The sequence below is a fragment of the Pseudoglutamicibacter cumminsii genome (genome assembly GCF_003143995.1).
GTDB lineage: Bacteria > Actinomycetota > Actinomycetes > Actinomycetales > Micrococcaceae > Pseudoglutamicibacter > Pseudoglutamicibacter cumminsii_B.
This window is the reverse complement of sequence record NZ_QFWG01000004.1, coordinates 66,212-91,837: the sequence shown is the minus strand read 5'-3', so window position 1 is coordinate 91,837 and position 25,626 is coordinate 66,212. Positions and strand designations below refer to the sequence as shown.

Here is a 25,626-nt window from a genome sequence, read left to right as displayed (position 1 = left end):
TAAGTTGGTTTGAACCTCTTGGTCTAGGCGTCCTGCTCAGCCCACCAGTCCAACAGTTCCTGCTTCGCTTCCTCTTCCGAGACCGGACCCCGGTCCAGACGCCGATCCAGCAAGAACTTATAGGCCCGCCCCACAACAGGGCCCGGCTTGATGTCTAGGATCTCCATGATCTGCTGACCATTCAGATCAGGCCGGATCGCGTCCAAAGCCTCCTGCTCAGCGAGCTCCGCGATACGACGCTCCAGGTCGTCATACGCGTGCTCAAGCCGCTCAGCTTTACGGCGGTTCTGCGTCGTCACGTCAGAACGCGTCAGCAAATGCAGCCGGCTCAGAACATCGCCAGCATCATTCACGTAGCGACGCACCGCCGAATCCGACCACGCGACATCCGCGTAACCATAAAACCGCATGTGCAGCTCAACGAGCCGCACCACGGCCTTGATCGTCGCGTTGTCATAGCGCAACGCACGCAGACGCTTCCGTGCCATCTTCGCGCCGACAATCTCATGGTTGCGGAAACTCACCGCACCGTTTTCGAACCTGCGCGTGGCCGGCTTGCCGATATCGTGCAGAAGTGCCGCCAAACGCAACACCAAGTCAGGGCCAGGCACCGCATCGTCCTCCGACGTGCCCTCATGGTCAATCGCCTGCCGCAAAACCGTCAACGAATGCTCATACACATCCTTGTGATGATGATTCGCGTCCGTAGCCATGCGCAACGCCGGCAACTCAGGGAGCACAAACTCAGCCAAGCCCGTAGAAACCATGACATCCAAGCCAGACGCCGGATCAGCACCCAACATCAACTTATTCAGCTCATCCCGGACCCGCTCAGCAGACACAATCTCCAAACGGGACGCCATCTGCTGCATCGCAGCACGCTCCGGCCCAGCCAACTCAAAACCCAACTGAGACACAAAACGCGCGCCACGCATCATCCGCAAAGGATCATCCGAAAACGAAATCTCCGGACCAGACGGAGTCCGCAAAACACCGGCCTCAACATCCGCGCGCCCACCATACGGATCCAGCAACTCGCCAGCAGGCAACCGCAACGCCATCGCATTCACCGTGAAATCACGGCGAGCCAAATCATCCTCAAGCCGCTCACCAAAACGAACATGCGGCTTACGCGACCCCGCATCGTACACATCAGCCCGGTACGTAGTGATCTCAATATCCTCACCACGCTTACGCAACGCAATCGTGCCGAACTCACGGCCCACATCCCACGTCGCCTCAGCCCAACCCCGAACCACATCCAAAATCTGGTCCGGAGTCGCGTTCGTCGTGAAATCCAGATCCGGTGCTGCCCGGCCCAAAAACAGGTCACGCACCGGCCCACCCACCAGCGCCAACTCAAAACCAGCAGCCGTAAACCGCTCACCCAGCTCCAGAGCAAGCGGCGGCAACTGCACATCACGTAGATCCATCACGCTCCTTATCTTTCCAGATACCGCGCAAAGAACCCGACGCAAACAAACCCAAATTACAGACAAACCGCACGACACACAGAGACCCGCAAGCTGTATTAGCTAAAGTGTCGGATATGAGTGACCACGTTCCGAACCCACAGCGCCGCACGCCGTTGACGGCCGCTTTGGCGTGGGAACGTACCCGAACCCTGCGCGCATCACAGCGTTTAAGCCCCTCAACACCAACCGTTGAAGAGGTCTCCGCGGGCGGAATCGTGATCGACCCTGACTCGCACGACCTCCGCGTGGCGATCATCGCCCGCTACAACCGCGCAGGCCGCCTCGAATGGTGCCTCCCTAAAGGACACCCCGAAGGCCAAGAAACACACGAACAAGCCGCCGTACGCGAAATCGCAGAAGAAACCGGCATCTACGGGCAGATCCTCGCCCCGCTCGGTTCGATCGACTACTGGTTCATGGTGCCCCAATACCGGGTCCACAAAACCGTCCACCACTTCCTTTTGATCGCGACCGGCGGCGAACTCACCATCGAAAACGATCCCGATCACGAAGCCGTCGACGTCGCCTGGGTTCCGCTCGTCGAACTACCGCGCCGACTCACTTTCCTCAACGAACGCAGAATCGCCGAAATGGCTCGAGAGGTAATCGAGACGCATGAGCTCTGAGAGCACCACAACCTCGACGGGACACACAACCCCGGACCTCGCCAACGAAACACGAGAAGGGGCATCCGCGCGCCGCGGCAAAGCCGTAGCCCTCATGGCCTCCGGCACCCTCATCTCCCGCGTCCTCGGGTTCGTACGAACAGCGATGCTCGCCATCGCGATCGGCTCAACAACATACGTGGCGGACATCTTCGAGAAGTCGAACACGATGCCCACGATCATCTTCATGTTGCTGGCTGGCGGGGTTTTCAACGTGATCCTCGTGCCGCAGCTCATCAAAGCATCGAAGAACGCGGACCGCGGCAGCGAATACACGTCAAAGCTTCTAACACTCACGATCCTGGTCATGGCGGCCATCACGGCAGTCCTGATGGCAGGGGCGCCAGCGCTCATCAGAATCCTGTCCGCGGGATGGTCCGAGCCCATGATCACGCTCGGTACCATCTTCACCTACTGGTGCATGCCGCAAGTGTTCTTCTACGGGGTCTACGCCGTAGCAGGCCAGGTGCTGAACGCGCACCACCGATTCGGCGCCTACATGTGGGCCCCCGTCGCGAATAACGTCATTCAACTCGCAGCGCTCGGAACCTACCTCGCGATGTTCGGCGCATACGCGGGCAACTCCGAAGAGCACTTCGCGACCTGGTCAAGCACCCAAACCCTCGTCCTCGCAGGCGGGGCAACCGCGGGCGTCACGGCTCAAGCACTTGTGCTCTTGTGGCCTCTCAAGAAGCTCGGGCTCAAGCTACGGCCCAACTTCCGCTTCCGCGGCATGGGCCTGCGGAAAGTCGGGCGCATGGCCGCCTGGACACTGCTCGCCATGGCCATCGGCAACATCGTCAACCTCTACACCGGTAAGGTCGTCTCCGGCGCGACCGCCGTCCGCGCAGGCAACCCGTCCATCCCAGGCGAAACCGCTTTCAATCAGGCGCAGCTGATCGTCATCCTCCCGCACAGCCTCTTTGCGCTCTCGCTCGCCACAGTGCTGTTCAACGAGTTCTCCAACGCATTCAGCGAAAACCGCTCCAAAGACGTCGGGCCCCTGCTCTCACAAGGCCTACGCACCATCGCAATCCCGATGCTGTTCTCCGCAGTCGCGCTCATCACGCTCGCTGGGCCGCTCGGCCGTCTCTTCGGTGGCACCAGCATCCACGCCGAAGCCGCCGGCTCCGCAACCGCAATACTCATCGTCCTGATGGCAATCGGGTTGCCCTGGCAGTCCTACAACTTCTTCCTCATCCGCGTCTTCTACGCCAAAGAAGATACTTTTACGCCGATGCTGTTGCAAACCTTCTACTCGGCCCTCACCCTCACAGCAGCCATCGTCATCGCCTACACACTGCCGTGGGAAATCCGCGCCCAAGCGCTCTGCATCTCGTTCCCCATCGCGCACATCTCACAGACCATCGTCGCCCACCTCACCATCCGCAAACAATACGGAACCTACGGTGCCGGCAACGTCATCGGCCAATACATCAAGATCGGCTGGTGCGCCTTCCTCTCCGGCCTCATCGGCGCCGCCGTCGCATACAGCCTCGGCGCATACAGCTACGGATGGGCCTGGAGCGGCTACCTGCCAGCCATCACCACCATCGCCGCAACCGGCATCGTGATGCTCGCCGCCTACATCGGAATCCTCAAACTCGCCCGCATTCCAGAACTCGACGACTTCCTCGGACCAGTGCTGCGGAAACTGAAGATCTCACGCTAACGCGCCGCCGCTAAGCCACCCCACCGGACCATCCCCGGTAACATAAACACTAGAAACATCCCCAACACCAACGAGCCAGCCCCAACGCACCCACCGACGGAACCGCAAGGCTGGTCAAGTTCGAGGAGAAGACGTGTCGGAAGAGATCGACAGCGGCACCGTACTAGGCGGACGCTACGAGGTTGGCGAACTCATCGTCGCAACCGAGGAAGGCGACCGCGTATTCGCCGGCACCGACCAGGTCCTCAACCGAACCGTGTCTATCCTCACGGCCGCACCTGCCAACGCAACCCGCCTCGCCGTCGCTGCCCGGGAAATCGCGATCGAAACCCGGCCATCACCCGTGCAGGTCCTTGACCTCGGCATCAGCCAGTCCACGACCTATCTCATCGCCGCCGACGCCGACGCAGCCGACCTCCTCGACCTCGTCATCGAAAGCGCGACCCCGTACGTCGAACCATTCATGACCGACACGCTCGGCTCTGAAATCTTCGGTGAATCGCGCTCCCACGAGCCTCAGATCTACGACGATGACGCCGAATACTACGAAGAACTCGCCCACGAACAAGCTCGCAAGCCCCTGTTCTCCGGGTTCGCTGAACGCCTGCGCAACCGCCACCACAAGAACGACGAAGCCGCTGGCGAAGAGCACCCCGAAATCACCGATCCAGACGAAGGCCGGCCAGAAAACCTCGGCTCACCAACGCTTCCACCGGTCGATCTGTCGTCTGCTGGCACGTCCGAAACCGAGCCGAGCGGACCCATCGCAAGCGTTCCAACATCGGCCTCTGACGCGTCGCAAGAGTCCTCCCGCAACCGCGATGCGGACAACGACGTAGCTGAAGACGTAGACATTGCGGACATTCCAACCCAGGCCACCCCGGTTGTATCCGGTGGCCATGACGGCTCTGATGACGATGCCGACACTGCAGATGTAGACACCGCGGAAAACCAGGCCGCTTCCGGTACCGCTGCGAACGCAGGTGCCGCTTCTACGGGTGAAAGCCGCGAAGAAGCCGATGCGCGCGCAGCCCGTGAAGCCTATGAACGCGACGGCGATATGCGTCCCGCTGCACGTTTCCCTCGCCAGGCCCTCGGTAGCGCCGGCGCGGCTGGCGCTGGTGCTGCTGGTGCGGGCGCGGCAGGAGCTGGCGCGGCGGCGGGTACAGCCAACGCAAGCGCAGCGCATGCTGGCGGCGGCTCCGCGGGCGGGGCAGGCAACCGCGCGTTTGAAGAGTCCGAACCTGAAGATAACGGAAACAAATGGACCCGCGTCATCGTAGGTGGGGTGCTGGGTCTGCTGATGATCGGTGGCGTCGTGTTCGCGGTCGGTAACCTGACCAATGGCGGCAACACACCAACCCCAACTGCTTCCAGCTCCGAACCAGGTTCCGAGAACTCCAAGGAACCATCTGAGTCAGAGTCCGCGTCGCCATCTGAGGATGCCAAGGACGTCGAACCGGAAATCGCATCCATCAGCCGCCTCGTTCCAGGCGCACAGGACTTGAACGCTGACACCGACGGTGAGCTTCCGAAGGCGATCGACGGCTCTCTGGCAACCTCGTATCAGACCTACAGCTATTCGACGCCGCAGTTCGGTAACTACGCTAAGTCGATGGCGTTGGTGCTGGAGCTCAAGGAATCCGCTCCTGTTAAGCAAATCAAGCTTGAGGGCTTGAATGGCGTGGGTGGCAACATGCAGATCCTCGTTGGTGACACCGAGAACATCGACGACGCCAAGGAAGCATATTCTGGTTCCTTCTCGGGGCCTACCCTTGAGGCTGGCCTCGGTAAGGGTGTTGAAGGCAAGTATGTCTTCGTCAACATCACGGAGCTGCCAAAGATCGCTAGCGGCGGTCCTGCCGGCCGGCCATACGGCTTCACTGTGGCAGAGATCAACGTCAAGTAGCAATTCCCCTGTTCAAGCCTGGAGCTGATCGCGCCCTGCGGCGTGAATAGCTCCAGGCTTGTTCTTTGCCATAGTTCGTTGGCTCAGTTCTTTGCCAGGGTTCTTTGGCTCGTTCTTTGCCTATGGAATAGCTAGCGGCCCTATCTTGTTTCTCTTAACGAGTATGGGTGGCTTGTACTGCTGCTTCCGGGCTTCGAAGCGAGTTGCGGAACGGCGTGCGTGGCTACCGGTCAAAATCTTGGACCTATGCCGTGTGGGTCCGCTATGAAAGGCCCTGTTACGTGAGCACTGAACAGATTCATGACGTAGTGATTGTTGGTTCGGGACCAGCCGGCTACACAGCAGCTATTTACACCGCGCGTGCTGATCTGAAGCCCGTCGTGATCGCTAGCTCGGTAGACGCTGGCGGCGAGCTGATGAAAACCACTGAGATTGAAAACTTCCCTGGCTTCCCTGAAGCCATCATGGGTCCAGATTTGATGATGAACATGCAGCAGCAGGCCGAACGCTTTGGTGCTGAGGTTATTTACGACGATGCGACAGCGCTTGAACTCGAAGGCGACGTCAAGAAGGTTGTGCTCTCGGATAGCACGATCTATCAGGCCCGTTCCATTATCGTTGCATCCGGCTCGGCATATCGTGAGCTAGGACTCGATTCCGAGGCCCGTCTTACTGGCCACGGCGTGAGCTGGTGCGCAACCTGTGACGGCTTCTTCTTCCGCGACCAGGAGATTGTTGTCGTTGGTGGCGGCGACTCTGCGATGGAGGAAGCGCTTTTCCTTACGAAGTTCGCTTCTAAGGTCACCATCGTTCACCGTCGCGATTCGTTCCGCGCTTCCGAGATCATGGCTGAGCGTGCACTGAACCACCCATCCATCGAGGTCCGTTGGAACAGCGAAGTCGCTGAGATCCTTGGCGAGGACAAGGTTTCAGGTGTTCGTGTGCGCGATGTAACTAGCGGCGAAGAGTCCGTCATCGACGCGACCGGCGTCTTTATTGCGATCGGCTCCGATCCGCGCGTTTCGTTGGTCGCTGACCAGCTAGATATCACCGAAGAAGGAACCATTGCTGTAGAGGGCCGCACGTCTAAGACCAAGATTCCTGGCGTCTTCGCGGCTGGCGATGTGGTTGACCCTACCTACCGACAGGCTATTACTGCAGCAGGCTCCGGTTGCACCGCCGCAATCGATGTAGAGCACTACCTCGCATCACTTAAAGCCAGCTAATCCAGTTTCAAAGTTTCAATTCCAAAGGAGTACTCATGAGCAATGTTATCGATGTAACCGAAGCTGACTTCGAAGAGAAGGTTCTCAATAGCGACAAGACCGTTCTCGTTGACTTCTGGGCAGAATGGTGCGGTCCTTGCCGCGCGCTGGGTCCGGTACTTGAAGAGATCCAGGAGGAGAACAGCGACAAGCTCCAGGTTGTCAAGGTTAACGTTGACGAAAACCAAGGCATTGCCGCTAAGTACGGAATCACATCGATTCCTGCTGTCTTCGCCTTCAAGGGCGGAGAGCACGTAGGTACTTCGATTGGCGCAAAGCCTAAGGCTCAGCTGCTCGATGCGTTCAAGGAGCACATCTGATCGCTTGCACGGCCTTATCTGGCCAGCTTTGTTTCACGTGAAACATAGCTATTTCTTACTGATATAGCTAACTCTTCCTGTTGTTTCACGTGAAACACGAAAGGGAGGCAGTTCCATTTGGAACTGCCTCCCTTTCGTATACGGCCCTACGCTCTTCTAGCCTTCAGAGGCGCTATCGCCCTTGATGATTCCCATAATGCGGTTTAGATCGTCGACCGACGCGAAATCGATCTGAACGCGGCCCTTACGAGCTCCCAAGGTGATCTTGACGTTGGTCTCGAGTCGGTCCTGAAGCTCGTTGGCATAAAAGTCCAAACGCTCCTGTCGACGTGGCTCAGCTACACGGCGGCGCTTTGGAGTTTCACCTTGCCGTTCCATAACCTGGGCCAGCTCTTCAGTAGCTCGTACCGACAAGCCCTCATTAACGACCCGCTGTGCAAGCTTCTCCATGGCCTCCGTACGACTCAACGAGAGAATTGCGCGGGCATGGCCCGCAGAGAGCACACCTGCAGCGACGCGGCGCTGTACAAGAGCTGGCAGTCGTAGAAGACGTATTGTGTTCGAGATCTGTGGCCTTGAACGACCAATGCGCTCGGACAGCTCTTCTTGCGTGCAATCAAACTCAGCCATCAGCTGTTGATATGCAGCCGCTTCTTCAAGCGGATTCAGTTGCGAACGATGGAGATTCTCTAGGAGAGCATCTCTCAGGAGATCAGCGTCTTCGGTCTCACGAATGATCGCTGGGATGACGTCATACCCTGCCTCCTGGGTTGCACGCCAGCGGCGTTCACCCATAACCAGTTCGTACTTAGGTCCATCCGGCTCGCGTGAAGGACGAACCACAACCGGTTGCAACAGACCGATCTCTTTGATCGAGTGAACGAGTTCCGCGAGCTCGTCTTCGTCAAAGACCTGGCGAGGCTGCTTACGGTTCGGATGGATATCCTTTACAGGCACTTCCATGAACGTAGCTCCTGGTACGGGTACGAGAGCCTCGTTCTCATCTTTATTCTGTGGTTCTACTTCTACTGTAAGTTCTGTTCCACGTGAAACATTGCCGCGAGCCTTTGGCGAAAGAACATCTGGCATGGCCTTACGCGGCTTCGCCGCCTTCTTTTGCGTTACCGTCTTATCTGCTGATTTTTGTTCGGAGACCGCTCGATCCGCCTCCGTAGTGAAGAAAAAGTCTACTGGTCGCTTGTTTGAAGTGTTCTTAGGCTGTGAACTTGCCTTATCTGCTACTGATGTAGCTTTGCTTGTTTCACGTGAAACACTAACGTTGTTCGTAGTCGACTTAGCCCTACCCTTAGTCGTTGTCGTTGACGCCGACTTCTTAGTTTCTGATTTACCTGTACCAGCCGACGCAATAGATTTGGAAACCGAACCAGACTTCTTTGACGAAGTGGTATCTGTGGCCGCTTCGTTTGAAACGCTGTCCTCTGGTGTCTCAGTTTCTTGTGTGTTTGCGGCGCTCGATCCGATTAGTGCCCCGAGGCCTCGTCCAAGGCCGCGTCTACGTGGTGGTGCCATGTGTTTCTCCTTCGCTTAGCATCAAGTTTATCGCCAACTTCTCCTGTTTTCTCGAGGCGCTTCGTTTGATGCACCAAATGTCGCATGTTGGTTTCGCTGCAACCGTCGGCATCTACATTCAGAGATATTCGAAGGCATTCATTATCGTCACTTCGCATGGCGTCTTGATAGCTTCTCGTTTTTCAGCTCCTACACCAAACGTTTTGGCATCAATTGCCTGTTTCACGTGAAACTTAGAAACGTCACTGAGGTGCCCGACAGGTTCATTGAACTAGTACTCGATGTGTTGCAACAACCGAATAGTTAGGCTCATCTACGTTGATAGGACGGGTATCACCGTAGGTTAATCCCCGCTGATCAGAGCCACAACATGGTTTAGATTTCTTTGGATGAGTCAGATGTTCACCTTCGCAACGGGAAGTTTGGGCGCTTCGAAGGATAACCAAATAGCGTGAAATGGAACCCCCAAGATGTTGAGCGTTAGGTGGCGACGCATTGCAGTGAGTGAAGTACCGCAGTGTGAGCGGTCGACTCTCGAACAGCAGAATTGCTTTGCGTAGAGTGCTCAGAACCAAGCTTGATGGTCGAGGAAATTTGGCCGACGCAATAAGAGGACGAAAACTTCTCGTGAGAATCGCGTTTCAAAGACTCGACAGACGTGGCCGTCGTCTACGAATTGATCTCTCGCGATGTTTCACGTGAAACAAACATATGGAACGAACGTATGAAACGACAGATGCCTCTCCTGAAAAGAATCCACGCAATCGAGGGTGCTGAAACAGGAATCTGGGTCAGAATGGGACATTCTTCCCTTACCCTGGGTCAGGTCAAGTAATCGATTCGAAGAAACAAGAACTTGAAGCACCAAAGCTTCTTTATAAATCGCTTTAGCTTGACTTAGAAAGGATTTCGCGAGCGACTGACTGAAACGCCAAGGACCCGGTAGATGACGGGTCATATGTGAGCACAGTCTGCTGGAAACTCGGTGCTTCAGAAATACGAACCGAACGCGGAATGACAGACTCCAGCGCTTGCTGTGGGAAATGCTCACGAACCTCTTGCGCGACCTGCGCAGACAAGTTGGTGCGGCCGTCATACATCGTCAGCAGAATCGCACTCACAACGAGCTCCGGATTCATGTGCTCACGAATCAACTCAATGTTGCTGAGCAACTGGCTCAAACCCTCAAGCGCATAGTATTCACTCTGAATCGGGATCAGAACTTCACGAGCAGCTACGAACGCGTTAACCGTCAAAAGTCCCAACGACGGTGGGCAGTCTATGAAAACGAAATCCAGACGCGGAAGACCATTCTCTTCACGATAGGCCGCATAATCTTCAATCGCCTGAGCCAAGCGGCGGTCACGGTCCTCCAAAGAGACCAGTTCAATCTCGGCTCCAGCAAGATCGATCGTCGCAGGAGCAACAACCAAGTTCTCCACGTCAGGGCAGTCCTGAACCACCTCAGACAGCGGAGTGCCCTCGATCAAAACATCGTAGGTTGATGCAACATCGGAATGGTGGGGGATATTCAACGCAGTCGAAGCATTGCCCTGTGGATCGTTATCAATCACCAGAACGTGCATACCTTGCAACGCAAGCGCGGCAGCCAAGTTCACGGTCGTCGTCGTCTTACCGACGCCGCCCTTCTGGTTACTTACAGTGATGATCCGCGTGCTCTTAGGACGTCCCTTAGAACCCTTCCGGCGAGAACCCCCAGAGGCAGAACGCGACGCACCAACAGCATCGTTGCCGGCATGCTTCTTATCTGCCATTCGAGAGCCTCTCTTCCTAAACCTACAGAGTCCACACTAGCGAGGATCAACCGCAACGCGCACAACGGTGGACGGCTCGGCGAGCCATTCTTCACCCACAGTTTCAATGCGCACGTCGCGGCCCTTAAACTTTCGGATCACCTTAGCGGCCTTCTCAACCTCAGCTGCGGCTGAACGGCCCTTCAACGCGATAAGCTCACCGCCGCCGCGCATCAGCGGCAGAGTCAAGGGAACAAGCTGACGCATCGCAGTCACAGCACGTGCCGTCACCACATCAACATCAAGCGTCTCCGCCATCTGCTCAGCGCGAGCCTGCACAACATCGACCCGGTCACTCAGACCCAGATCTTCGACAACCTCATCAAGCCACTGGCAACGACGCTGAAGCGGCTCGATCAGAACCATCGTCAAATCGGGGCGCGCCAAGGCTAGAACCAGACCAGGCAAGCCGGCGCCAGAGCCGACGTCGGCAACCAGGGCGCCTTCAGGCATCACGTCCGCCAAAGCTGCACAGTTCAGAACATGTCGCGACCACAAAATAGGAATCTCGCGCGGACCAATCAGCCCACGCTCAATACCGGTTGAAGCCAAATGCCCGACATAGCGCTGAGCCAGCTCAGCCCGGTCACCAAAATAGTGCTCGACCGCCGGGAGCTCATCCGCGCTTGGACGCGGGGCATCCTCAGGAGCTACCGCAATCTCAGATGAATCAACGCGCGGGCCTTCAGGTCCAGTACCTGGGCGGCGCGGCTCATCGTCAGCATCACGATGCTGCTTCGGCGAGCTGTGCGACATCATTAGTCCTCGTCTTCGGCAGGGTCCTCGGCAGGATGCACGACGACGTGACGACGCGAACCTTCACCCTCAGACTCGGAAACGAGCCCGGCATCGGCGATGACATCGTGCACGATCTTCCGTTCGTAAGGGGTCATCGGCTCCAAGGCCTCTGGTTCACCAGACTCGTTGACCACCTCAATAGCCTTCTTAGCGATCACCTTGAGCTCTTCACCGCGTTCCTTACGGTAACCGGCAATATCCAGAACGAAACGCGAACGCTGGCCAGTGTGCGCCAGAACCGACAACCGAGTCAGTTCCTGCAACGCATCCAAGACGCGGCCGTCCCGGCCGACGAGTTCCTGAAGGTCCGCATCGTCTTCTTCGGTCTCCACCGAAACATAGACGCGGCCGCCACGGACCTCGATGTCGATGTCGCCGTCGAGGTCAGCGATGTCCAGCAGCTCTTCAAGGTAGTCAGCCGCGGCGTCGCCTTCCTCTTCGAGGCGCTGCATCGTCAGAGACTTACCGTTTTCACGCTCAGGCTGCGCCTCGTCCGACGCGTGCTCGGTTTCGGTCTCAGGAGTGGCTTCAAGATCCTGCAACTGTTCGTCCTTCATCACTTACGCTTCTTCCGGTTCTTACGCTGCGGCTGGACGCGCTGGCCACGCACGTGCGTCTGGTTGGTCTTAGTGTTCTCTTCCTGCACTGCTTTGCCCTTCTCACCAATCGGCGGAAGTCCACGTGCTGCACGGCGGATGTTGAGTTCCTTTTCCGCAAGCGAGCCAGGGGTTGGGTTGCGCTTGATAACCCACATCTGCTGGCCGAGAACCCACAGGTTGGTTGCAGTCCAGTAAACCAGCAGACCCAGTGGGAAGTTAATACCACCGATACCGAAAACGATCGGCAGGAAGTACAGCATCATGCGCTGCTGGCGCGCGAACTGGCCCTGCTGCGCTTCAGGGGTCATGTTCTTAGTCATCAGCTGACGCTGCGTGTAGAACATGAGTCCGACCATCGCGAGGATCAGAACGATCGCGACGATGATGACGGAGACGTTCGGGGAATCGCTACCGAGTGTCCCAACGAACGTGTCGGAGAGGCGAGCGCCAAAAATCTTCGCGTCGTGGAAGGAGCGGACCTTCTCAGCCGACAGTGCTGCAATGTTGTCGTTGTCGCTAGCGGCGCGAGCGGAACCATTCAGCACCTGGAACAGCGCGAAGAAGAACGGCATCTGGATCAGAAGCGGCATACACGATGCGAACATCGACGTGTTGTGCTTCTTGAACAGTGCACGCTGTTCGGCAAGCATCGCCTGCTGCGAGAGTTGATCTCGCTTGCCCTTATACTTCTGCTGGAGCTTGCGTAGCTCTGGCTGCACTACCTGCATGGCGCGCTGGGCGCGGATCTGGCGCGCAAACACTGGGATCAGGGCCGCACGAACGGTGACCGTCACCAGAACGATCGCGAGCGTCCAGGTCCAACCGGAGTCTGGGTCGAGCCCGAGGAAGCTGAACAGACTGTGGAACATGTCCATGAGGAAGGACATGACCCAGCGGAACGGGGTCAGTAGCCAGTTAAAGAAATTCATAAAGCGCCGCTTTACTCCTTGGCCGCGGTGTGCGGCTGAGATGAATGCAGGGGATGGTTCAACACTATGATCTTCGGTACCTTCGACTCAGGCCAAATCCGCTTGCCGGGTGGCACTGGGTCGATTCCCCCTTTGGTCCATGGGTTGCACCGAGCGATTCTCGATACGGTGAGCCATGATCCTTTGACTGCACCGTGGCTTGTTACTGCTTCTAGCCCGTAGGCGGAGCAGGTTGGGTAGTAGGGGCAGACGTCTCCGTAGAGCGGGGAGATCACTAGCCGCCAGAATTTGATGAAGCCGATGATGATGTTTCGTGGAATGTCCACGATGTGGCGCCACCATGGCACGGAAGGTGCTTGATCGTCAGGGACGATGGGGGCTGGGCCGAGTTGCTCCGCGAGGCTAGGTTCGTCAGCAAGTTTGCTGTGGTCAGCTCGGTTTTGTGCAGTTGCGTGGGCGTGCTTGTGGTGGGCACGTGTTGCACGTTTGTTTTTATTGCGTGCCACGTATGTCCACCCCGATTCTGCGTAGTCCGTTGCGGAGGTCCTTGTTAAGGGTGTTGTAGTCTGCGTTCGCTGCGGCGGGTAGGCCGCGGACTACGACGTCGTGGTTTGGGAGGCCTTCTTTGATGATCTCCCATGCACTCGCGCGTAGTCGCCGTTTGACTTTGTTTCGTACTGCCGCGTTGCCCACTTTTTTGGAAACGATGAATCCGAAGCGTGGCACAGGATTATCGGTTGGTGTCGCAAAGACGACGACGTTCCGGCACCCTTTACGGGTACCGGAACGCATCACGTTTCGCAGTTCATTGCCTTTGCGTACTCGATGTTGTTGTGGGAGCACGAAAACACCCGTTGATGGGTTCGCTTGAGCTGACCCGGGACCGTGTGGTTCCGAGTGGCGACTCAGGCGGGTTAGGCAGAGAGGCTCTTACGACCCTTGTTGCGGCGGGTCGAGAGGATTGCGCGGCCGGCGCGGGTGCGCATGCGCAGGCGGAAGCCGTGCTTCTTGCTGCGGCGGCGGTTGTTCGGCTGGAAAGTCCGCTTGGTCACGTTGAACACTCCATGACGTCAGTTAGGGCATCGTCCGTTGTGCCTTGGGGAAGTAACGGGATGGATGCGTTGTATCACGTTTACAACCGTGCTCTAACGAGGACTAACCGGAACGTTTTTGGTCCGTTTGGCCAGTGCATTGTCAGGTATTCGGGTGCGCCTTTTGGGCACGCCGCATAGCACGGAACTGATCCATAATAGCGAGTTTGTTTGTGTCAGGTCAAACTCGGGTTAGGTAGATCACCATTGGGAACGCGATCCTGTGGTTGCTACATGATTGGGCTGCTGCTTGCGTGAGCTTTGATGTCGCCGTCATGCCGGGCAAATGACAATGTGTCTGCCTTCTTTTCACACCCTGTTCACCAAAGTTATCCACAACTTGGGGACAACCCTGAGGATATCTTGCGTTTTCAGCCCTAGTTATCCCCAATTCACTGTGCATAAGTTCTGCATCCTGTGGCAAACCCGGGTACGGTAGTGCTGATAGGCCTACCGCATAGACTGATGGTGCCGTAGGCTCAGCTGTGTGTTTGCTGTGCACCTCGAGACTGTCCGATGATGGCTCTCTTTAGCCGGCAAAACTCACGTGATCAATGCGCTAACGGAAGGGAAACTGTGATGAGCACTCAGGACGCAGCTGCCGATCAGTGGCGGCAAGTGGTCCAAGAGCTGCGTGCAGACTCACGAGTGACCCCTCGCCAACGCGGATACCTCGAGCTAGCGCAGCCACAAGGCCGTGTGGGAACGACATTCCTCGTTGCAGTCCCCAACGAGCTCACGCGTGACGCGATCCAAAACGGCATGAGCGAATCGCTCGATGACGCGCTGCGCACCGTTTTTGGTCAAGACATGCTGTGTGCGTTCTCGATCGACACCGCGATCGCAACTCAAACCAGGGAGGCCGAAACAACCTCTCCTGACGATGCCGATCCGCGACTACGTTTCGATCGCGGCGAATACGACGATCGCGGCGAATACACTCCGTCGGAACGGCCCCGCGAAAACTTCAACCAGCAAGAGTTCGATAGCACTCGCTACGAGAAGAACGATCAAGGCCAAGATCAGCACGAAGTTTCCTCTGAACATCCGCAGGATAACGGTGAATTCGTGCGCTCAGAGGCCGATGTGCAGCGTTTCCAGCGAGCTGCTGAAAGGCTCGATGCAAGCCAGGGTGAGTTGGTGCCCGTAGCGCAGCCGCCTGCTGTCCGTCCGGTGCCGCAACCGCCATCGACGTCCGCTGAGTTCGGCCGTCTGAACCCTAAGTATGTTTTCGATTCGTTCGTGATCGGTTCTACAAACAAGTTCGCGCACGCGGCTGCAGTTGCTGTGGCGGAGGCTCCCGCCAGGGCGTACAACCCCCTATTCATTTATGGTGGCTCGGGGCTCGGAAAGACGCACTTGTTGCACGCCATCGGACACTATGCACGCGATCTGTACCGCGGCATCCGTGTTCGCTACGTCAACTCTGAAGAGTTCACGAACGACTTCATCAACTCGATTCGTGACGACGAAGGCACGAGCTTCAAGGCGATGTACCGCAACGTCGACATCCTGTTGATTGACGACATCCAATTCCTCGCGAACAAGGACGCGACGCAGGAAGAGTTCTTCCACACGTTCAACGCGTTGCACAACCACAACAAGCAGGTCGTGATCACCTCTGATCTGCCGCCAAAACAGCTTTCAGGTTTTGAAGAACGCCTGCGTTCACGCTTCGCTTCGGGGGTCACCACCGATATTCAGCCGCCGGAGCTTGAAACGCGTATCGCGATTCTGCGCAAGAAGGCCGAAGCCGAGGGCCTTTCGGTACCGCCGGAGGTCATGGAAGCCATCGCCTCGAAGATTTCCACGAACATTCGTGAACTTGAAGGTGCACTGATTCGCGTGACCGCCTACGCATCGTTGAACCGACAGCCGGTCACGCTGGAAACTGCGGAGCACGTTCTGAAAGACCTCATTACAGATGAGGGAGCGCAAACACTCACGCCAGAGACGATCATTCACACGACTGCAGAGTATTTCGACTTCACAGTGGCTGAGCTCAACTCGAAGTCGCGCACCCGTGCTTTGGTTACTGCACGTCAGATCGCGATGTATCTGTTGCGTGAGCTCACTGAAATGTCGCTACCCAAGATCGGTGAGTTGATGGGCGGCCGCGACCACACAACCGTAATCCATGCTGAACGCAAGATTCGCGAGCTCATGGCTGAACGACGTGAGGTTTACAACCAGGTCACTGAATTGACCAACATGATGCGTCAGCAGCAGCGGGATTAACCCTGTATTCACGCTACTAAATCGCATATTTTCTGTAGTTATCCGCAAGAACTGTGCATATGTCTGTGGATAACTGTGGATAAAGCCGGTTTCTTGCGGATAGTTGTTATAGCGCCCTAAGTCCTGCACAGCTATGAGGATGAAACCCTAGAGTTTCTCCACATGTTATCCACACCTCGTGGATAGCGAAAACAAGCCGATCAGGCAGGTTTTGCACAAACTCCACAGCGGTTACTACTACTCCCACCTTTAAACATCCATCCCAAATTACATTTTGTGATTCGAGGCTTCCGGGACGGGCACTCCAAGCCCATGCCTCACGAAATTCTGTAGCCATATGCAGCCCCATGATTTTGCAAGCTCACGATGACCTCCTCCTGTGAACCAGGTAGGCTAAACCCGTGCCCTATGTGACTTTTGAGCACAGGAGTGAACTTCGTACAGCTCCGAGGCTTGAAATTTAGGGAATCTTAGGGCCTCGTATTTGCATCGGAAGGTGAATCTGTGAAGATCAGCGTGGATCGTGATGTGCTCACTGAAGCCGTGACTTGGACTGCTCGGGCATTGGCACCTCGTCCAGCGACCCCAGTGCTTTCCGGCATTCTGATTACAGCTGCAAACAACACTCTGACGTTTGAGGCTTTCGACTACACGACCTCAGCTCACCTCGATGTAGACGCCAGCATCGAAACTGAAGGTTCCGTGCTCGTATCGGGCAAGATGCTTGCCGACATTGCGCGCACGCTTCCTGCAGCTCCAGTGACGCTTGAACTTGAGAATTCCAAGCTCACGGTTTCGTGTGGCCGTTCCCGCTTCCACTTGGCGACGATGCCCGTGGATGAGTACCCGACTTTGCCTCAGATGCCAGAGGTTCTGGGCACGGTTGATGGTTCGGAGTTCGCTCGCGCTGTTTCGCAGGTTTCGGTCGCTGCAGCCCGTGATGAGACCTTGCCGATTCTGACCGGCATCAAGGTTGAGTTTGAAGACGACACGATGACGTTGTTGGCTACGGACCGTTATCGCTTGGCGATGCGTGAGATGAACTGGAAGCCTGCGGCTTCCAGCGTTTCAACCTCCGCCCTTGTTAAGTCCAAGACGTTGTCCGATGTTGCCAAGACCTTGGGTTCGGCCGGCGAACTCAGCATTTGCATGGAGGAAAACGGCGACATCATCGGTTTCGTTTCGGGTTCGCGCCGCACCACAACGCTGCTGGTGGATGGTGACTACCCGAAGATCCGTTCGCTGTTCCCTGAAGAGTCGCTCATCTACGCTTCGGTTTCTACGTCGGAACTGATCGAGGCTGTTCGTCGCGTATCGATTGTTGCTGAGCGCAACTCTCCTGTGCGTCTTCAGTTCTCTGATGCCCAGGTTTCCCTTGATGCTGGCTCAGGCGAGGAAGCCCAGGCTGAAGAAGCCATTGAAAGCCAGCTCAATGGTGAGGACATCACGGTTGCGTTCAACCCTCCGTTCCTCTCGGAAGGTTTGTCGGCGTTCGATACCGATAACGTCCAGTTCGCGTTCACTACCGCGCCTAAGCCTGCAATGCTTACCGCGCTCGATCAGGAAAGCGGCCAGCCGGATATGTCTTTCCGCTATTTGGTGATGCCGGTGCGTCTGCCTAACGCGTGATGCTTAGGTGTTTCTGAACCATCTTTCGCTGCACGATTTCCGCACGTATCAGCACCTTGATCTGCCGTTAGGCCCTGGAACGACTGTGTTGGTCGGCCCGAATGGTGTGGGCAAAACCAACATCGTTGAGGCGATCGGTTATTTGGCCACGCAGGATTCTCACCGTGTGAGCCAGGATGCGCCGTTGGTGCGTTTCGGCGCGGAGCGTGCGTTGATCGCGGGGCAAGTGAACCGTGATGACCGGTTGACGCGCGTTGAGGTTGAGATCAATCCGCGTCGCAGGAACCGGGCACGCATCAATCGCGCTGATTTTGCCCGGGCTCGTGAGGCGTTGGGTGTTTTCCGTTCGATCTTGTTTGCTCCGGAAGACCTCGAGCTGGTCAAGGGCGAGCCTGAGGTGCGGCGGCGGTTCCTGGATGATCTTGTGGTTCAGCTTCGCCCGGATCAGGCGGCGGTTCGCAATGATTTTGAGCGGGTTCTGCGTCAACGTAACGCGCTTTTGAAGTCTGCCCGCGCATCGGGCGGTTTTACTGAGGCGCATGAGGCCACCCTCGATGTGTGGGATATGCATTTCGCCCAGGCCGCGGCACCGCTGTTGCGTAACCGGATTCATGTTGCGAAGTTGTTGGCTCCACATGTTGCGGAAGCTTATTCGGAACTCACGAACGGAGCTAAGGCGGCCACGTTGCGTTACTTCGCCACGGTGGTTGATGAGGCTGAACAGCTCGGTTCGGCTGACGGTCCGGTTGCGGCAGAGACGTTGTTGACTCCGGATATGGTGCATCTGGCTGATGTGGTGAGCCGCGCGTTGGAGGCCGCCCGCCCGCGGGATATTGAACGTGGCACCACGACTGTTGGCCCGCATCGTGATGATGTGATGTTCGGTTTGGGGCAGGCTCCCGCGAAAGGGTTCGCTTCGCATGGTGAGACGTGGTCGCTGGCTTTGGCCTTGCGGCTCGCGGCGTTCAGGGTTTTGATCGAGGATGATCCGTCTGATGCCGCGCGTCCGGTTTTGATTTTGGATGATGTTTTCGCCGAGCTGGATGAGTTCCGGCGGCAGCGTTTGGTGGCTGCGTTGGCGGATGCTGAGCAGGTTTTGGTGACTGCGGCTGTGGGTAGCGAGATTCCGGAGGGGCTGGATGCGACGGTGGTGCGGGTTTCCCCGGGGGAGGTGACGTTGGATGACGCAGGAGATTCCTGAGCGGGGTGGCGTTGAGCCGGATGAGTTTGAGGCGGGCGCTGTGGATGCGTTGATGGACGATGCGCCGACGGTGGCTTTGGCTCGGGCGCGTCAGTTGGCTTTGCAGCAGGGTGGTGTGCGCCGGGATGCGGCGATGGTTCAGCGGGCTAAAGAGAAGGCTCGGGCTCGGAAAGCGCGTAAGGCTCGGTGGGATGATCCCGATGCCGGTGGGCGTGATCCGGTGGGGTTGGGGTCCTTGCTGGAAGGGATGATGCGTGCGCGGGGCTGGTCCGAGCCGGTTGCGGTGGGTTCGGTTGTGGCTCGGTGGCCTGAGATTGTGGGGCCGGAGGTTGCGGCCCATGCGGTTCCGGAGTCTTTTGAGGATTCGGTTGTGGTGGTGCGGTGTTCGTCGACTGCGTGGGCTACGAATTTGCAGTTGATGCAGCACGATTTGTTGAAGCGTTTGGATGCTGCAGTGGGGCATGGTGTGGTGACGCAGATTAGGGTTTTGGGGCCGGCAGCGCCGTCGTGGCGTAAGGGTCCGCGGATCGCTCCGGGTGGGCGTGGTCCGCGGGATACGTATGGGTGATGTATGGGGAGCACGTTCTGGTGCCGCGAATCCCGCTCAATCGGTTTTGCGGGGATGGAGTAGCTAGAGGGGATTCCCTACATGTGCGGACATGGATCGTGTCTGAGGGGCGTTTGCGGGCCTGCTAAGGCCGCGGACGTTCGCATTCCGCGCTAGAATGGATCTAAATCGGCGCTTTTGTGTGCCCGCGTGCTGTTTGTGGTGCGCAGGGAGCAGGCGTTTGCAGTACGTATTCGAAGAACTGGGAGTACCGTGGCGGAGGATATCCAGCCGGAGAACGGCGTTTCGGAGCACCATGAGGGGTCTGCTGGGCAGGCGCATGGTGAGACACATGAAGGCACCGGTCATGTGGGGAACCGTAAGGTGACCGAGGAATATGGTGCGTCTGCGATTACGGTGCTTGAGGGTCTCGAGGCTGTTCGTAAGCGCCCCGGCATGTACATCGGTTCTACTGGCCCGCGTGGTTTGCACCACCTCGTGTATGAGGTCGTGGATAACTCGGTCGATGAGGCGTTGGCTGGTTATGCGGATACGATCCGCGTGACGTTGCAGGACGATGGTGGCGTCCGTGTTGAGGATAACGGCCGTGGTATTCCGGTGGATATGCACCCGACGGAGGGCCGTCCGACCGTCGAGGTCGTCATGACGATTCTGCACGCTGGCGGTAAGTTCGGCGGCGGCGGTTACGCGGTTTCTGGTGGTCTTCACGGTGTTGGTATTTCGGTTGTGAACGCGCTTTCGCGCCGCATCGATACCTGCGTTAAGCGTCAGGGCTACGAGTGGAATGTGTCGTTTGAGAACGGCGGCCATGTTGTGGGTGAGGGCCTGACGCGTGGCGCTGAGACGGATGAGACGGGAACGATCCAGACGTTCTACCCGGATCCGGAGATTTTCGAATCGGTTGAGTTCGATTTTGAGACCCTGCGTGCGCGCCTGCAGCAGATGGCGTTTCTGAATAAGGGTTTGCGCATCATCTTGACTGATGAGCGCAGCCTTGATGACGCGGGCGATGAGGTTGTTGATGAGGCCGATGCGGAGGCGACTGAGGCTGAGAAGAAGCCGCAGCATCGCACGGTGGATTACAAGTACGACGAGGGCTTGCTTGATTACGTCAAGTTCCTGAATGCGTCGAAGAAGGCCGAGCTGATCCATGAAGATGTGATCGCTTTTGAGGCTGAGGACACCGACCGGAAGATTTCGGTTGAGATCGCGATGCAGTGGACGTCGGCGTATTCGGAGTCGGTTCACACGTATGCGAACACGATCAACACTCATGAGGGCGGTACTCATGAGGAAGGGTTCCGTGCCGCATTGACGTCGCTTATTAACCGTTATGCGCGTGAGAACAACCTTCTGAAGGAGAAGGATGAGAACCTCACGGGTGACGATATCCGTGAGGGTCTCACCGCGGTGGTTTCCGTCAAGCTGGGTGAGCCTCAGTTTGAGGGTCAGACGAAGACCAAGCTGGGTAACTCGATTGCGCGTGGTTTTGTGCAGGGTGTTATTCACGATGGTTTGGGTGACTGGCTTGAACGCAACCCGATGCCGGCACGCGATGTGATCCGTAAGGCGATGCTTTCGGCACAGGCTCGCATGGCTGCGCGGAAGGCTCGTGATCAGGCTCGGCGTAAGTCTCCGTTGGAGACGTTCGGTATGCCGGGTAAGTTGTCGGATTGCTCGTCGAAGAACCCAACTGAGTGCGAGATCTACATTGTTGAGGGTGACTCCGCAGGTGGTTCGGCTAAGCGTGGCCGTGATCCGCGGACGCAGGCGATTTTGCCTCTACGCGGCAAGATCCTCAACGTTGAGCGTGCTCGCCTGGATAAGGCGTTGGCGAACCGTGAGGTTCAGTCGATGATCACCGCGTTCGGCACGAACATCGGTGAAGAGTTCGATATCGAGAAGCTGCGTTATCACAAGATTGTGTTGATGGCGGATGCCGATGTTGATGGTCAGCACATCACCACGTTGCTGTTGACGGTGTTGTTCCGTTTCATGCGTCCGTTGATTGAGCACGGTTATGTGTATTTGGCGCAGCCGCCGCTGTATCGCATCAAGTGGTCGAATGCCCCGCACGATTATGTGTTCACTGACGCCGAGCGTGATGAGGCGTTGGAGAAGGGCCGCGCGGCTGGCCAGCGTTTGCCTAAGGATAATGCGATTCAGCGTTATAAGGGTTTGGGCGAGATGGATTATTCGGAGTTGTGGGACACGACCATGAACCCGGAGTTCCGTACGTTGAAGCAGGTCACGATGGATGACGCTGCTGCTGTGGATCAGGTGTTTTCTGTTCTGATGGGTGAGGACGTTGAGTCTCGCCGTGAGTTCATTCAGCAGAATGCCCGTGATGTGAGGTTCCTGGATATTTAGGTTCGTCAGGGTGCACGGCGCTACACGGTGTAAGCCGACGATGTGGTTGTCACGGTGGCGTTGTTGCTGAGGAAGACTTTTGGACGTTGAGGCTAAGGAAGAAGCTGTAATTCGATGAGCGAGAACAACACTCCTGATCCGGATATGAACGCTGAGGGCGCTGGGGAGTCTTTGGCTCCTGCGGTGGTTGCTGGTGACCGTGTTTCGCAGGTTGACCTGCAGACTGAGATGCAGCAGTCATATCTTGACTATGCGATGGCTGTCATTGTTGGTCGCGCGTTGCCGGATGTGCGTGATGGTTTGAAGCCGGTGCACCGTCGCGTGATTTACGCGATGTATGACGGCGGGTACCGTCCGGACCGCGGGTTCAACAAGTGTGCCCGTGTCGTTGGTGAGGTGATGGGTCACTTCCACCCGCACGGTGACTCCGCGATTTATGACACGTTGGTGCGTCTGACTCAGGACTGGGTCATGCGTTATCCGTTGGCTACGGGCCAGGGTAACTTTGGTTCGCCGGGTAACGATGGTGCTGCGGCTCCTCGTTATACGGAGACGAAGATGGCTCCGTTGGCTATGGAGATGGTTCGGGATATCCACGAGGACACCGTGGATTTCATGCCGAACTATGACGGTAAGAACCAGGAGCCGACTGTTCTGCCGGCTCGTTTCCCGAACCTGTTGGCTAATGGTTCGGCCGGTATTGCCGTTGGTATGGCCACGAACATTCCTCCGCATAATATGCGTGAGCTTGCGGATGGTGTGCAGTGGGCTCTGCAGCATCCGGATGCGAGCCGTGAGGAGTTGCTTGAGGCGCTGATGCAGCGCATTCAGGGCCCGGACTTCCCTACGGGCGCCCGTATTTTGGGTCGTAAGGGTATTGAGGATATGTACCGCACTGGTCGCGGTTCTATCCCGATGCGTGCGGTGGTTAATGTCGAGGAGATCGACGGCCGTACGTGCTTGGTTGTGACTGAGCTTCCGTATCAGGCGAACCCGGATAATTTGGCGATTAAGATCGCTGATCTTGTGAAGGATCACAAGATTCAGGGCATCGCGGATCTCCGGGATGAGACGTCTGGCCGTACTGGTCAGCGTTTGGTGATTGTTCTGAAGCGGGATGCTGTGCCGAAGGTTGTTTTGAACAACCTGTATAAGCACACGGAGCTGCAGCAGAACTTCTCGGCGAACATGTTGGCGCTTGTGGATGGTGTTCCGCGCACGCTTTCGCTGGATGCGTTCATTATTCACTGGATTAATCACCAGATCGATGTGATTGTCCGCCGCACTAAGCATCGTTTGAAGAAGGCCAAGGCTTTGGCGCATATTCAGGTTGCTTTGTTGATGGCTCTGGATGTGCTCGATGACGTGATCGCGTTGATCCGTAAGTCGCCGACTGTTGATGAGTCGCGTGAGGGCTTGAAGAAGCTTTTGGGGATCGATGATGATCAGGCGAACGCGATTCTGGATATGCAGTTGCGCCGCTTGGCTGCGTTGGAGCGTCAGAAGATTCAGGACACGTATGACGCCCTGATGGAGGAGATCGCTGGTTACGAGCGCATCCTTGCGTCGGAGACGCTGCAGCGTGAGGTGATCTCTGAGGAGCTCACGGATATTGTTGAGCGTTTCGGTGATGACCGCCGCACGGAGATTGTCCGTGGCTATGACGGGGATATGTCTGTTGAGGATTTGATCCCTGTTGAGGAAATGGTTGTCACGATCACCCAGGGTGGCTATGTCAAGCGGACCCGTTCGGATAATTACCGTGCGCAGAATCGTGGCGGTAAGGGTATTCGTGGCGCGCAGTTGCGTGGCCAGGATGTTGTGGAGCATTTCTTTGTGACCACGACCCACCATTGGATTGCGTTCTTCACTAACTTCGGCCGCGTGTACCGCTTGAAGTGCTATGAATTGGCGGAGGCGGCGCGCGATGCGCGTGGCCAGCATGTCGCGAATGTGTTGGCTTTCCAGCCGGGTGAGCAGATCCAGCAGGTTTTGGCGCTCGAGAATTACGAGCAGGCGCCGTACCTGGTTTTGGCGACCCGTAATGGTTTGGTCAAGAAGACTCGTTTGGAGGAGTACGACACGAACCGTACGGCCGGTGTGATCGCAGTGAATCTGCGTGAGGGTGACGAGCTCGTTTCGGCTGGTTTGGCGAGCGAGCATGATGACCTGATGCTGGTTTCGAAGAAGGGTATGTCGGTTCGTTTCACGGCGACTGACGAGGCTCTTCGTCCGATGGGTCGCGCGACCTCTGGTGTCACGGGCATGAAGTTCCGTGCCGGCGATGAACTGCTGGGAATGAGCGTTGTGCGTGACGACGAGTCATCGTTCGTCTTCACCGTGACTGACAGCGGTTACGCCAAGCGCAGCCCGGTTTCGGATTACCGTGTTCAGGGCCGTGGCGGCCTCGGCATTAAGGTTGCGAACCTGCCGGAAGACCGTGGTGAGCTGGTCGGCTTCAAGGTTGTTCAGGAAGACGACGAGATCCTGGTTGTGATGCAGTCTGGCAAGGTTGTCCGGACGGCTGTGAGCCAGGTTTCGCCTACGGGCCGTGACACGATGGGTGTGATTTTCGCTAAGCCGGATAAGAAGGATCACATCCTTGCTGTTGCGAAGAATGCTAACCATGACCTTGAAGCTGCGGGCGAGGAAGCCGGCGATGATGCCGAGGCTGAATCGTCAGATGTAGACGTCGAGGGCACTGAAGCGGGTACAGTTGCTGAAGTGCAGACAGAAGGTCAGGGCGAAAGCGCTGATTCGGAGCCAACTGACGGAGGAGACGAGTGAGTACCTCAAAGAAGCCTGGTGAGCAACGCCCTCAGGCATCAAGTGGAAGGGGTCGGCCGGCCCCGCAAACGGTGAGCTCGCAAGCGAAGGCTCGTCCGGCGTCGTCGGGGGCTCGCCCTGCTGGTGCCCGTCCTGCGGCCGCTCGTGGCGGTAACCCTACGTTGGTGCGTCCAGCGCCTAAGGCCAAGGTGCGTAAGGCTCGGCTCATGGTGTCCAAGGTGGACATCTGGAGCGTTTTGAAGCTTGCGTTCTTGCTTTCGGTGGCTCTGGGTGTTGTCACGGTCGTCGCTACCGTGGTGCTCTGGGCTATTTTCGACGTCGCTGGTGTTCTTGATCAGATCAATAACTTCTTGGCCACGATCATGGGTGAGGGCAAGAAGTTCGACGTCAAGGACTACGTTTCGATGGGTAACGTGACGAGCTTCGCGGTGATTATCGCGGTTGTGAACGTGATCCTGTTGACGGTTCTAGCGATGGTCGCAGCGGTGATCTATAACTTGTCATCTTCCCTTGTTGGCGGAATTACGGTAACATTGACTGATGACTAGACGCCTGCAGTGACGTTGGCGGCCTCGTCTGGTTCACGTGAGTTTCACATCACACCTCGTTCGATTTGGAACTTCCGAAGAAACCAGGTAGAGTTTTTCAACGTTGCTCCTGCTAAGGAAACAACTCAGGGACTTCGTCAAGAAGCTCCCGGTGAATAAAGAAAAACGAATAGTCTTTCGAGATAGAGTTTCGTTTCGATTTTGTTCACAGTCGATTT

At 57.0% G+C, this 25,626-nt stretch carries 21 protein-coding genes; 12 read left to right on the top strand and 9 right to left on the bottom strand.

The window, feature by feature from the left end; all coding sequences use genetic code 11:
* Window positions 1–23: 23 nt before the first annotated feature.
* Window positions 24–1,433 carry a CCA tRNA nucleotidyltransferase gene (locus CAY35_RS04530; RefSeq protein WP_109303500.1) on the bottom strand — a complete coding sequence of 470 codons (1,410 nt, stop codon included), beginning with the start codon at window positions 1,431–1,433 and terminating at the stop codon, window positions 24–26.
* Between the two features lie 116 nt (window positions 1,434–1,549).
* Between CAY35_RS04530 and CAY35_RS04525 the strand changes: the two genes are divergently transcribed.
* The 5 genes from CAY35_RS04525 to trxA all read left to right on the top strand — a co-directional run bounded on the left by CAY35_RS04525 (window position 1,550) and on the right by trxA (window position 7,306).
* Window positions 1,550–2,101 carry an NUDIX hydrolase gene (locus tag CAY35_RS04525; RefSeq protein WP_109303499.1) on the top strand — a complete coding sequence of 184 codons (552 nt, stop codon included), beginning with the start codon at window positions 1,550–1,552 and terminating at the stop codon, window positions 2,099–2,101.
* Window positions 2,091–3,812 carry a murein biosynthesis integral membrane protein MurJ gene (gene murJ, locus CAY35_RS04520; protein WP_181377486.1) on the top strand — a complete coding sequence of 574 codons (1,722 nt, stop codon included), beginning with the start codon at window positions 2,091–2,093 and terminating at the stop codon, window positions 3,810–3,812. The genes CAY35_RS04525 and murJ overlap by 11 nt, the downstream gene beginning before the upstream one ends.
* Window positions 3,813–3,945: 133 nt before the next feature.
* Complete coding sequence (locus CAY35_RS04515; protein WP_109303498.1) at window positions 3,946–5,721, top strand: hypothetical protein; 1,776 nt, start codon at window positions 3,946–3,948, stop codon at window positions 5,719–5,721.
* Between the two features lie 281 nt (window positions 5,722–6,002).
* Window positions 6,003–6,947, top strand: a complete 945-nt coding sequence (trxB, locus tag CAY35_RS04510; RefSeq protein ID WP_109303497.1) for a thioredoxin-disulfide reductase — start codon at window positions 6,003–6,005, stop codon at window positions 6,945–6,947.
* 35 nt (window positions 6,948–6,982) lie between these two features.
* Complete coding sequence (trxA, locus tag CAY35_RS04505; protein WP_109303496.1) at window positions 6,983–7,306, top strand: thioredoxin; 324 nt, start codon at window positions 6,983–6,985, stop codon at window positions 7,304–7,306.
* Window positions 7,307–7,462: 156 nt separating this feature from the next.
* On the opposite strand, the gene CAY35_RS10060 is transcribed toward trxA, so the two are convergent.
* The 8 genes from CAY35_RS10060 to rpmH all read right to left on the bottom strand — a co-directional run bounded on the left by CAY35_RS10060 (window position 7,463) and on the right by rpmH (window position 14,028).
* Complete coding sequence (locus CAY35_RS10060) at window positions 7,463–8,836, bottom strand: ParB/RepB/Spo0J family partition protein (protein WP_109303495.1); 1,374 nt, start codon at window positions 8,834–8,836, stop codon at window positions 7,463–7,465.
* 887 nt (window positions 8,837–9,723) lie between these two features.
* The gene (locus CAY35_RS04495; protein WP_109303494.1) at window positions 9,724–10,611 is read right to left on the bottom strand and encodes a ParA family protein; all 888 of its coding nucleotides are present in this window, start codon (window positions 10,609–10,611) and stop codon (window positions 9,724–9,726) included.
* Window positions 10,612–10,647: 36 nt separating this feature from the next.
* The gene (rsmG, locus tag CAY35_RS04490) at window positions 10,648–11,409 is read right to left on the bottom strand and encodes a 16S rRNA (guanine(527)-N(7))-methyltransferase RsmG (protein WP_258265622.1); all 762 of its coding nucleotides are present in this window, start codon (window positions 11,407–11,409) and stop codon (window positions 10,648–10,650) included.
* Window positions 11,409–12,005, bottom strand: coding sequence for a Jag family protein (locus CAY35_RS04485; protein WP_181377493.1), 597 nt, complete (start codon window positions 12,003–12,005; stop codon window positions 11,409–11,411). Before CAY35_RS04485 ends, rsmG begins: the two co-directional genes overlap by 1 nt.
* On the bottom strand, window positions 12,005–12,976 hold the full coding sequence (yidC, locus tag CAY35_RS04480) for a membrane protein insertase YidC (protein WP_109303493.1): 972 nt from the start codon (window positions 12,974–12,976) through the stop codon (window positions 12,005–12,007). Before yidC ends, CAY35_RS04485 begins: the two co-directional genes overlap by 1 nt.
* A gap of 11 nt (window positions 12,977–12,987) precedes the next feature.
* Window positions 12,988–13,482 (bottom strand): membrane protein insertion efficiency factor YidD, encoded by a 495-nt coding sequence (gene yidD / locus CAY35_RS04475; protein ID WP_109303492.1) that lies wholly within the window; start codon window positions 13,480–13,482, stop codon window positions 12,988–12,990.
* Complete coding sequence (gene rnpA / locus CAY35_RS04470; RefSeq protein WP_109303491.1) at window positions 13,469–13,819, bottom strand: ribonuclease P protein component; 351 nt, start codon at window positions 13,817–13,819, stop codon at window positions 13,469–13,471. The genes yidD and rnpA overlap by 14 nt, the downstream gene beginning before the upstream one ends.
* A gap of 71 nt (window positions 13,820–13,890) precedes the next feature.
* The gene (rpmH, locus tag CAY35_RS04465; protein ID WP_035755734.1) at window positions 13,891–14,028 is read right to left on the bottom strand and encodes a 50S ribosomal protein L34; all 138 of its coding nucleotides are present in this window, start codon (window positions 14,026–14,028) and stop codon (window positions 13,891–13,893) included.
* 618 nt (window positions 14,029–14,646) lie between these two features.
* On the opposite strand from rpmH, the gene dnaA reads away from it, so the two are divergent.
* The 7 genes from dnaA (at window position 14,647) to CAY35_RS04430 (ending at window position 25,408) form a co-directional block, all read left to right on the top strand.
* The gene (gene dnaA / locus CAY35_RS04460; protein WP_109303490.1) at window positions 14,647–16,305 is read left to right on the top strand and encodes a chromosomal replication initiator protein DnaA; all 1,659 of its coding nucleotides are present in this window, start codon (window positions 14,647–14,649) and stop codon (window positions 16,303–16,305) included.
* A 504-nt stretch (window positions 16,306–16,809) separates the two neighbouring features.
* Window positions 16,810–17,934 carry a DNA polymerase III subunit beta gene (gene dnaN / locus CAY35_RS04455; RefSeq protein WP_101630478.1) on the top strand — a complete coding sequence of 375 codons (1,125 nt, stop codon included), beginning with the start codon at window positions 16,810–16,812 and terminating at the stop codon, window positions 17,932–17,934.
* 7 nt (window positions 17,935–17,941) lie between these two features.
* Complete coding sequence (gene recF / locus CAY35_RS04450) at window positions 17,942–19,135, top strand: DNA replication/repair protein RecF (protein ID WP_109303489.1); 1,194 nt, start codon at window positions 17,942–17,944, stop codon at window positions 19,133–19,135.
* Window positions 19,116–19,703, top strand: coding sequence for a DUF721 domain-containing protein (locus tag CAY35_RS04445; RefSeq protein ID WP_181377485.1), 588 nt, complete (start codon window positions 19,116–19,118; stop codon window positions 19,701–19,703). Before recF ends, CAY35_RS04445 begins: the two co-directional genes overlap by 20 nt.
* A gap of 348 nt (window positions 19,704–20,051) precedes the next feature.
* Window positions 20,052–22,073 (top strand): DNA topoisomerase (ATP-hydrolyzing) subunit B, encoded by a 2,022-nt coding sequence (gene gyrB, locus CAY35_RS04440; RefSeq protein ID WP_101630544.1) that lies wholly within the window; start codon window positions 20,052–20,054, stop codon window positions 22,071–22,073.
* A gap of 144 nt (window positions 22,074–22,217) precedes the next feature.
* The gene (gene gyrA, locus CAY35_RS04435; RefSeq protein ID WP_258265632.1) at window positions 22,218–24,860 is read left to right on the top strand and encodes a DNA gyrase subunit A; all 2,643 of its coding nucleotides are present in this window, start codon (window positions 22,218–22,220) and stop codon (window positions 24,858–24,860) included.
* Window positions 24,857–25,408: a DUF3566 domain-containing protein gene (locus tag CAY35_RS04430; protein ID WP_101630475.1), complete on the top strand. Its 552-nt coding sequence runs from the start codon at window positions 24,857–24,859 to the stop codon at window positions 25,406–25,408. Before gyrA ends, CAY35_RS04430 begins: the two co-directional genes overlap by 4 nt.
* Window positions 25,409–25,626: the final 218 nt, after the last annotated feature.

Coding starts and splice junctions, on each gene's coding strand:
- CAY35_RS04530 (WP_109303500.1), bottom strand. CDS start 1,433: ATGGATCTACGTGATGTGCAGTTGCCGCCGCTTGCTCTGGAGCTGGGT.
- CAY35_RS04525 (WP_109303499.1), top strand. CDS start 1,550: ATGAGTGACCACGTTCCGAACCCACAGCGCCGCACGCCGTTGACGGCC.
- murJ (WP_181377486.1), top strand. CDS start 2,091: ATGAGCTCTGAGAGCACCACAACCTCGACGGGACACACAACCCCGGAC.
- trxA (WP_109303496.1), top strand. CDS start 6,983: ATGAGCAATGTTATCGATGTAACCGAAGCTGACTTCGAAGAGAAGGTT.
- CAY35_RS10060 (WP_109303495.1), bottom strand. CDS start 8,836: ATGGCACCACCACGTAGACGCGGCCTTGGACGAGGCCTCGGGGCACTA.
- CAY35_RS04495 (WP_109303494.1), bottom strand. CDS start 10,611: ATGGCAGATAAGAAGCATGCCGGCAACGATGCTGTTGGTGCGTCGCGT.
- rsmG (WP_258265622.1), bottom strand. CDS start 11,409: ATGATGTCGCACAGCTCGCCGAAGCAGCATCGTGATGCTGACGATGAG.
- CAY35_RS04485 (WP_181377493.1), bottom strand. CDS start 12,005: ATGAAGGACGAACAGTTGCAGGATCTTGAAGCCACTCCTGAGACCGAA.
- yidC (WP_109303493.1), bottom strand. CDS start 12,976: ATGAATTTCTTTAACTGGCTACTGACCCCGTTCCGCTGGGTCATGTCC.
- dnaA (WP_109303490.1), top strand. CDS start 14,647: ATGAGCACTCAGGACGCAGCTGCCGATCAGTGGCGGCAAGTGGTCCAA.
- CAY35_RS04445 (WP_181377485.1), top strand. CDS start 19,116: ATGACGCAGGAGATTCCTGAGCGGGGTGGCGTTGAGCCGGATGAGTTT.
- gyrA (WP_258265632.1), top strand. CDS start 22,218: ATGAACGCTGAGGGCGCTGGGGAGTCTTTGGCTCCTGCGGTGGTTGCT.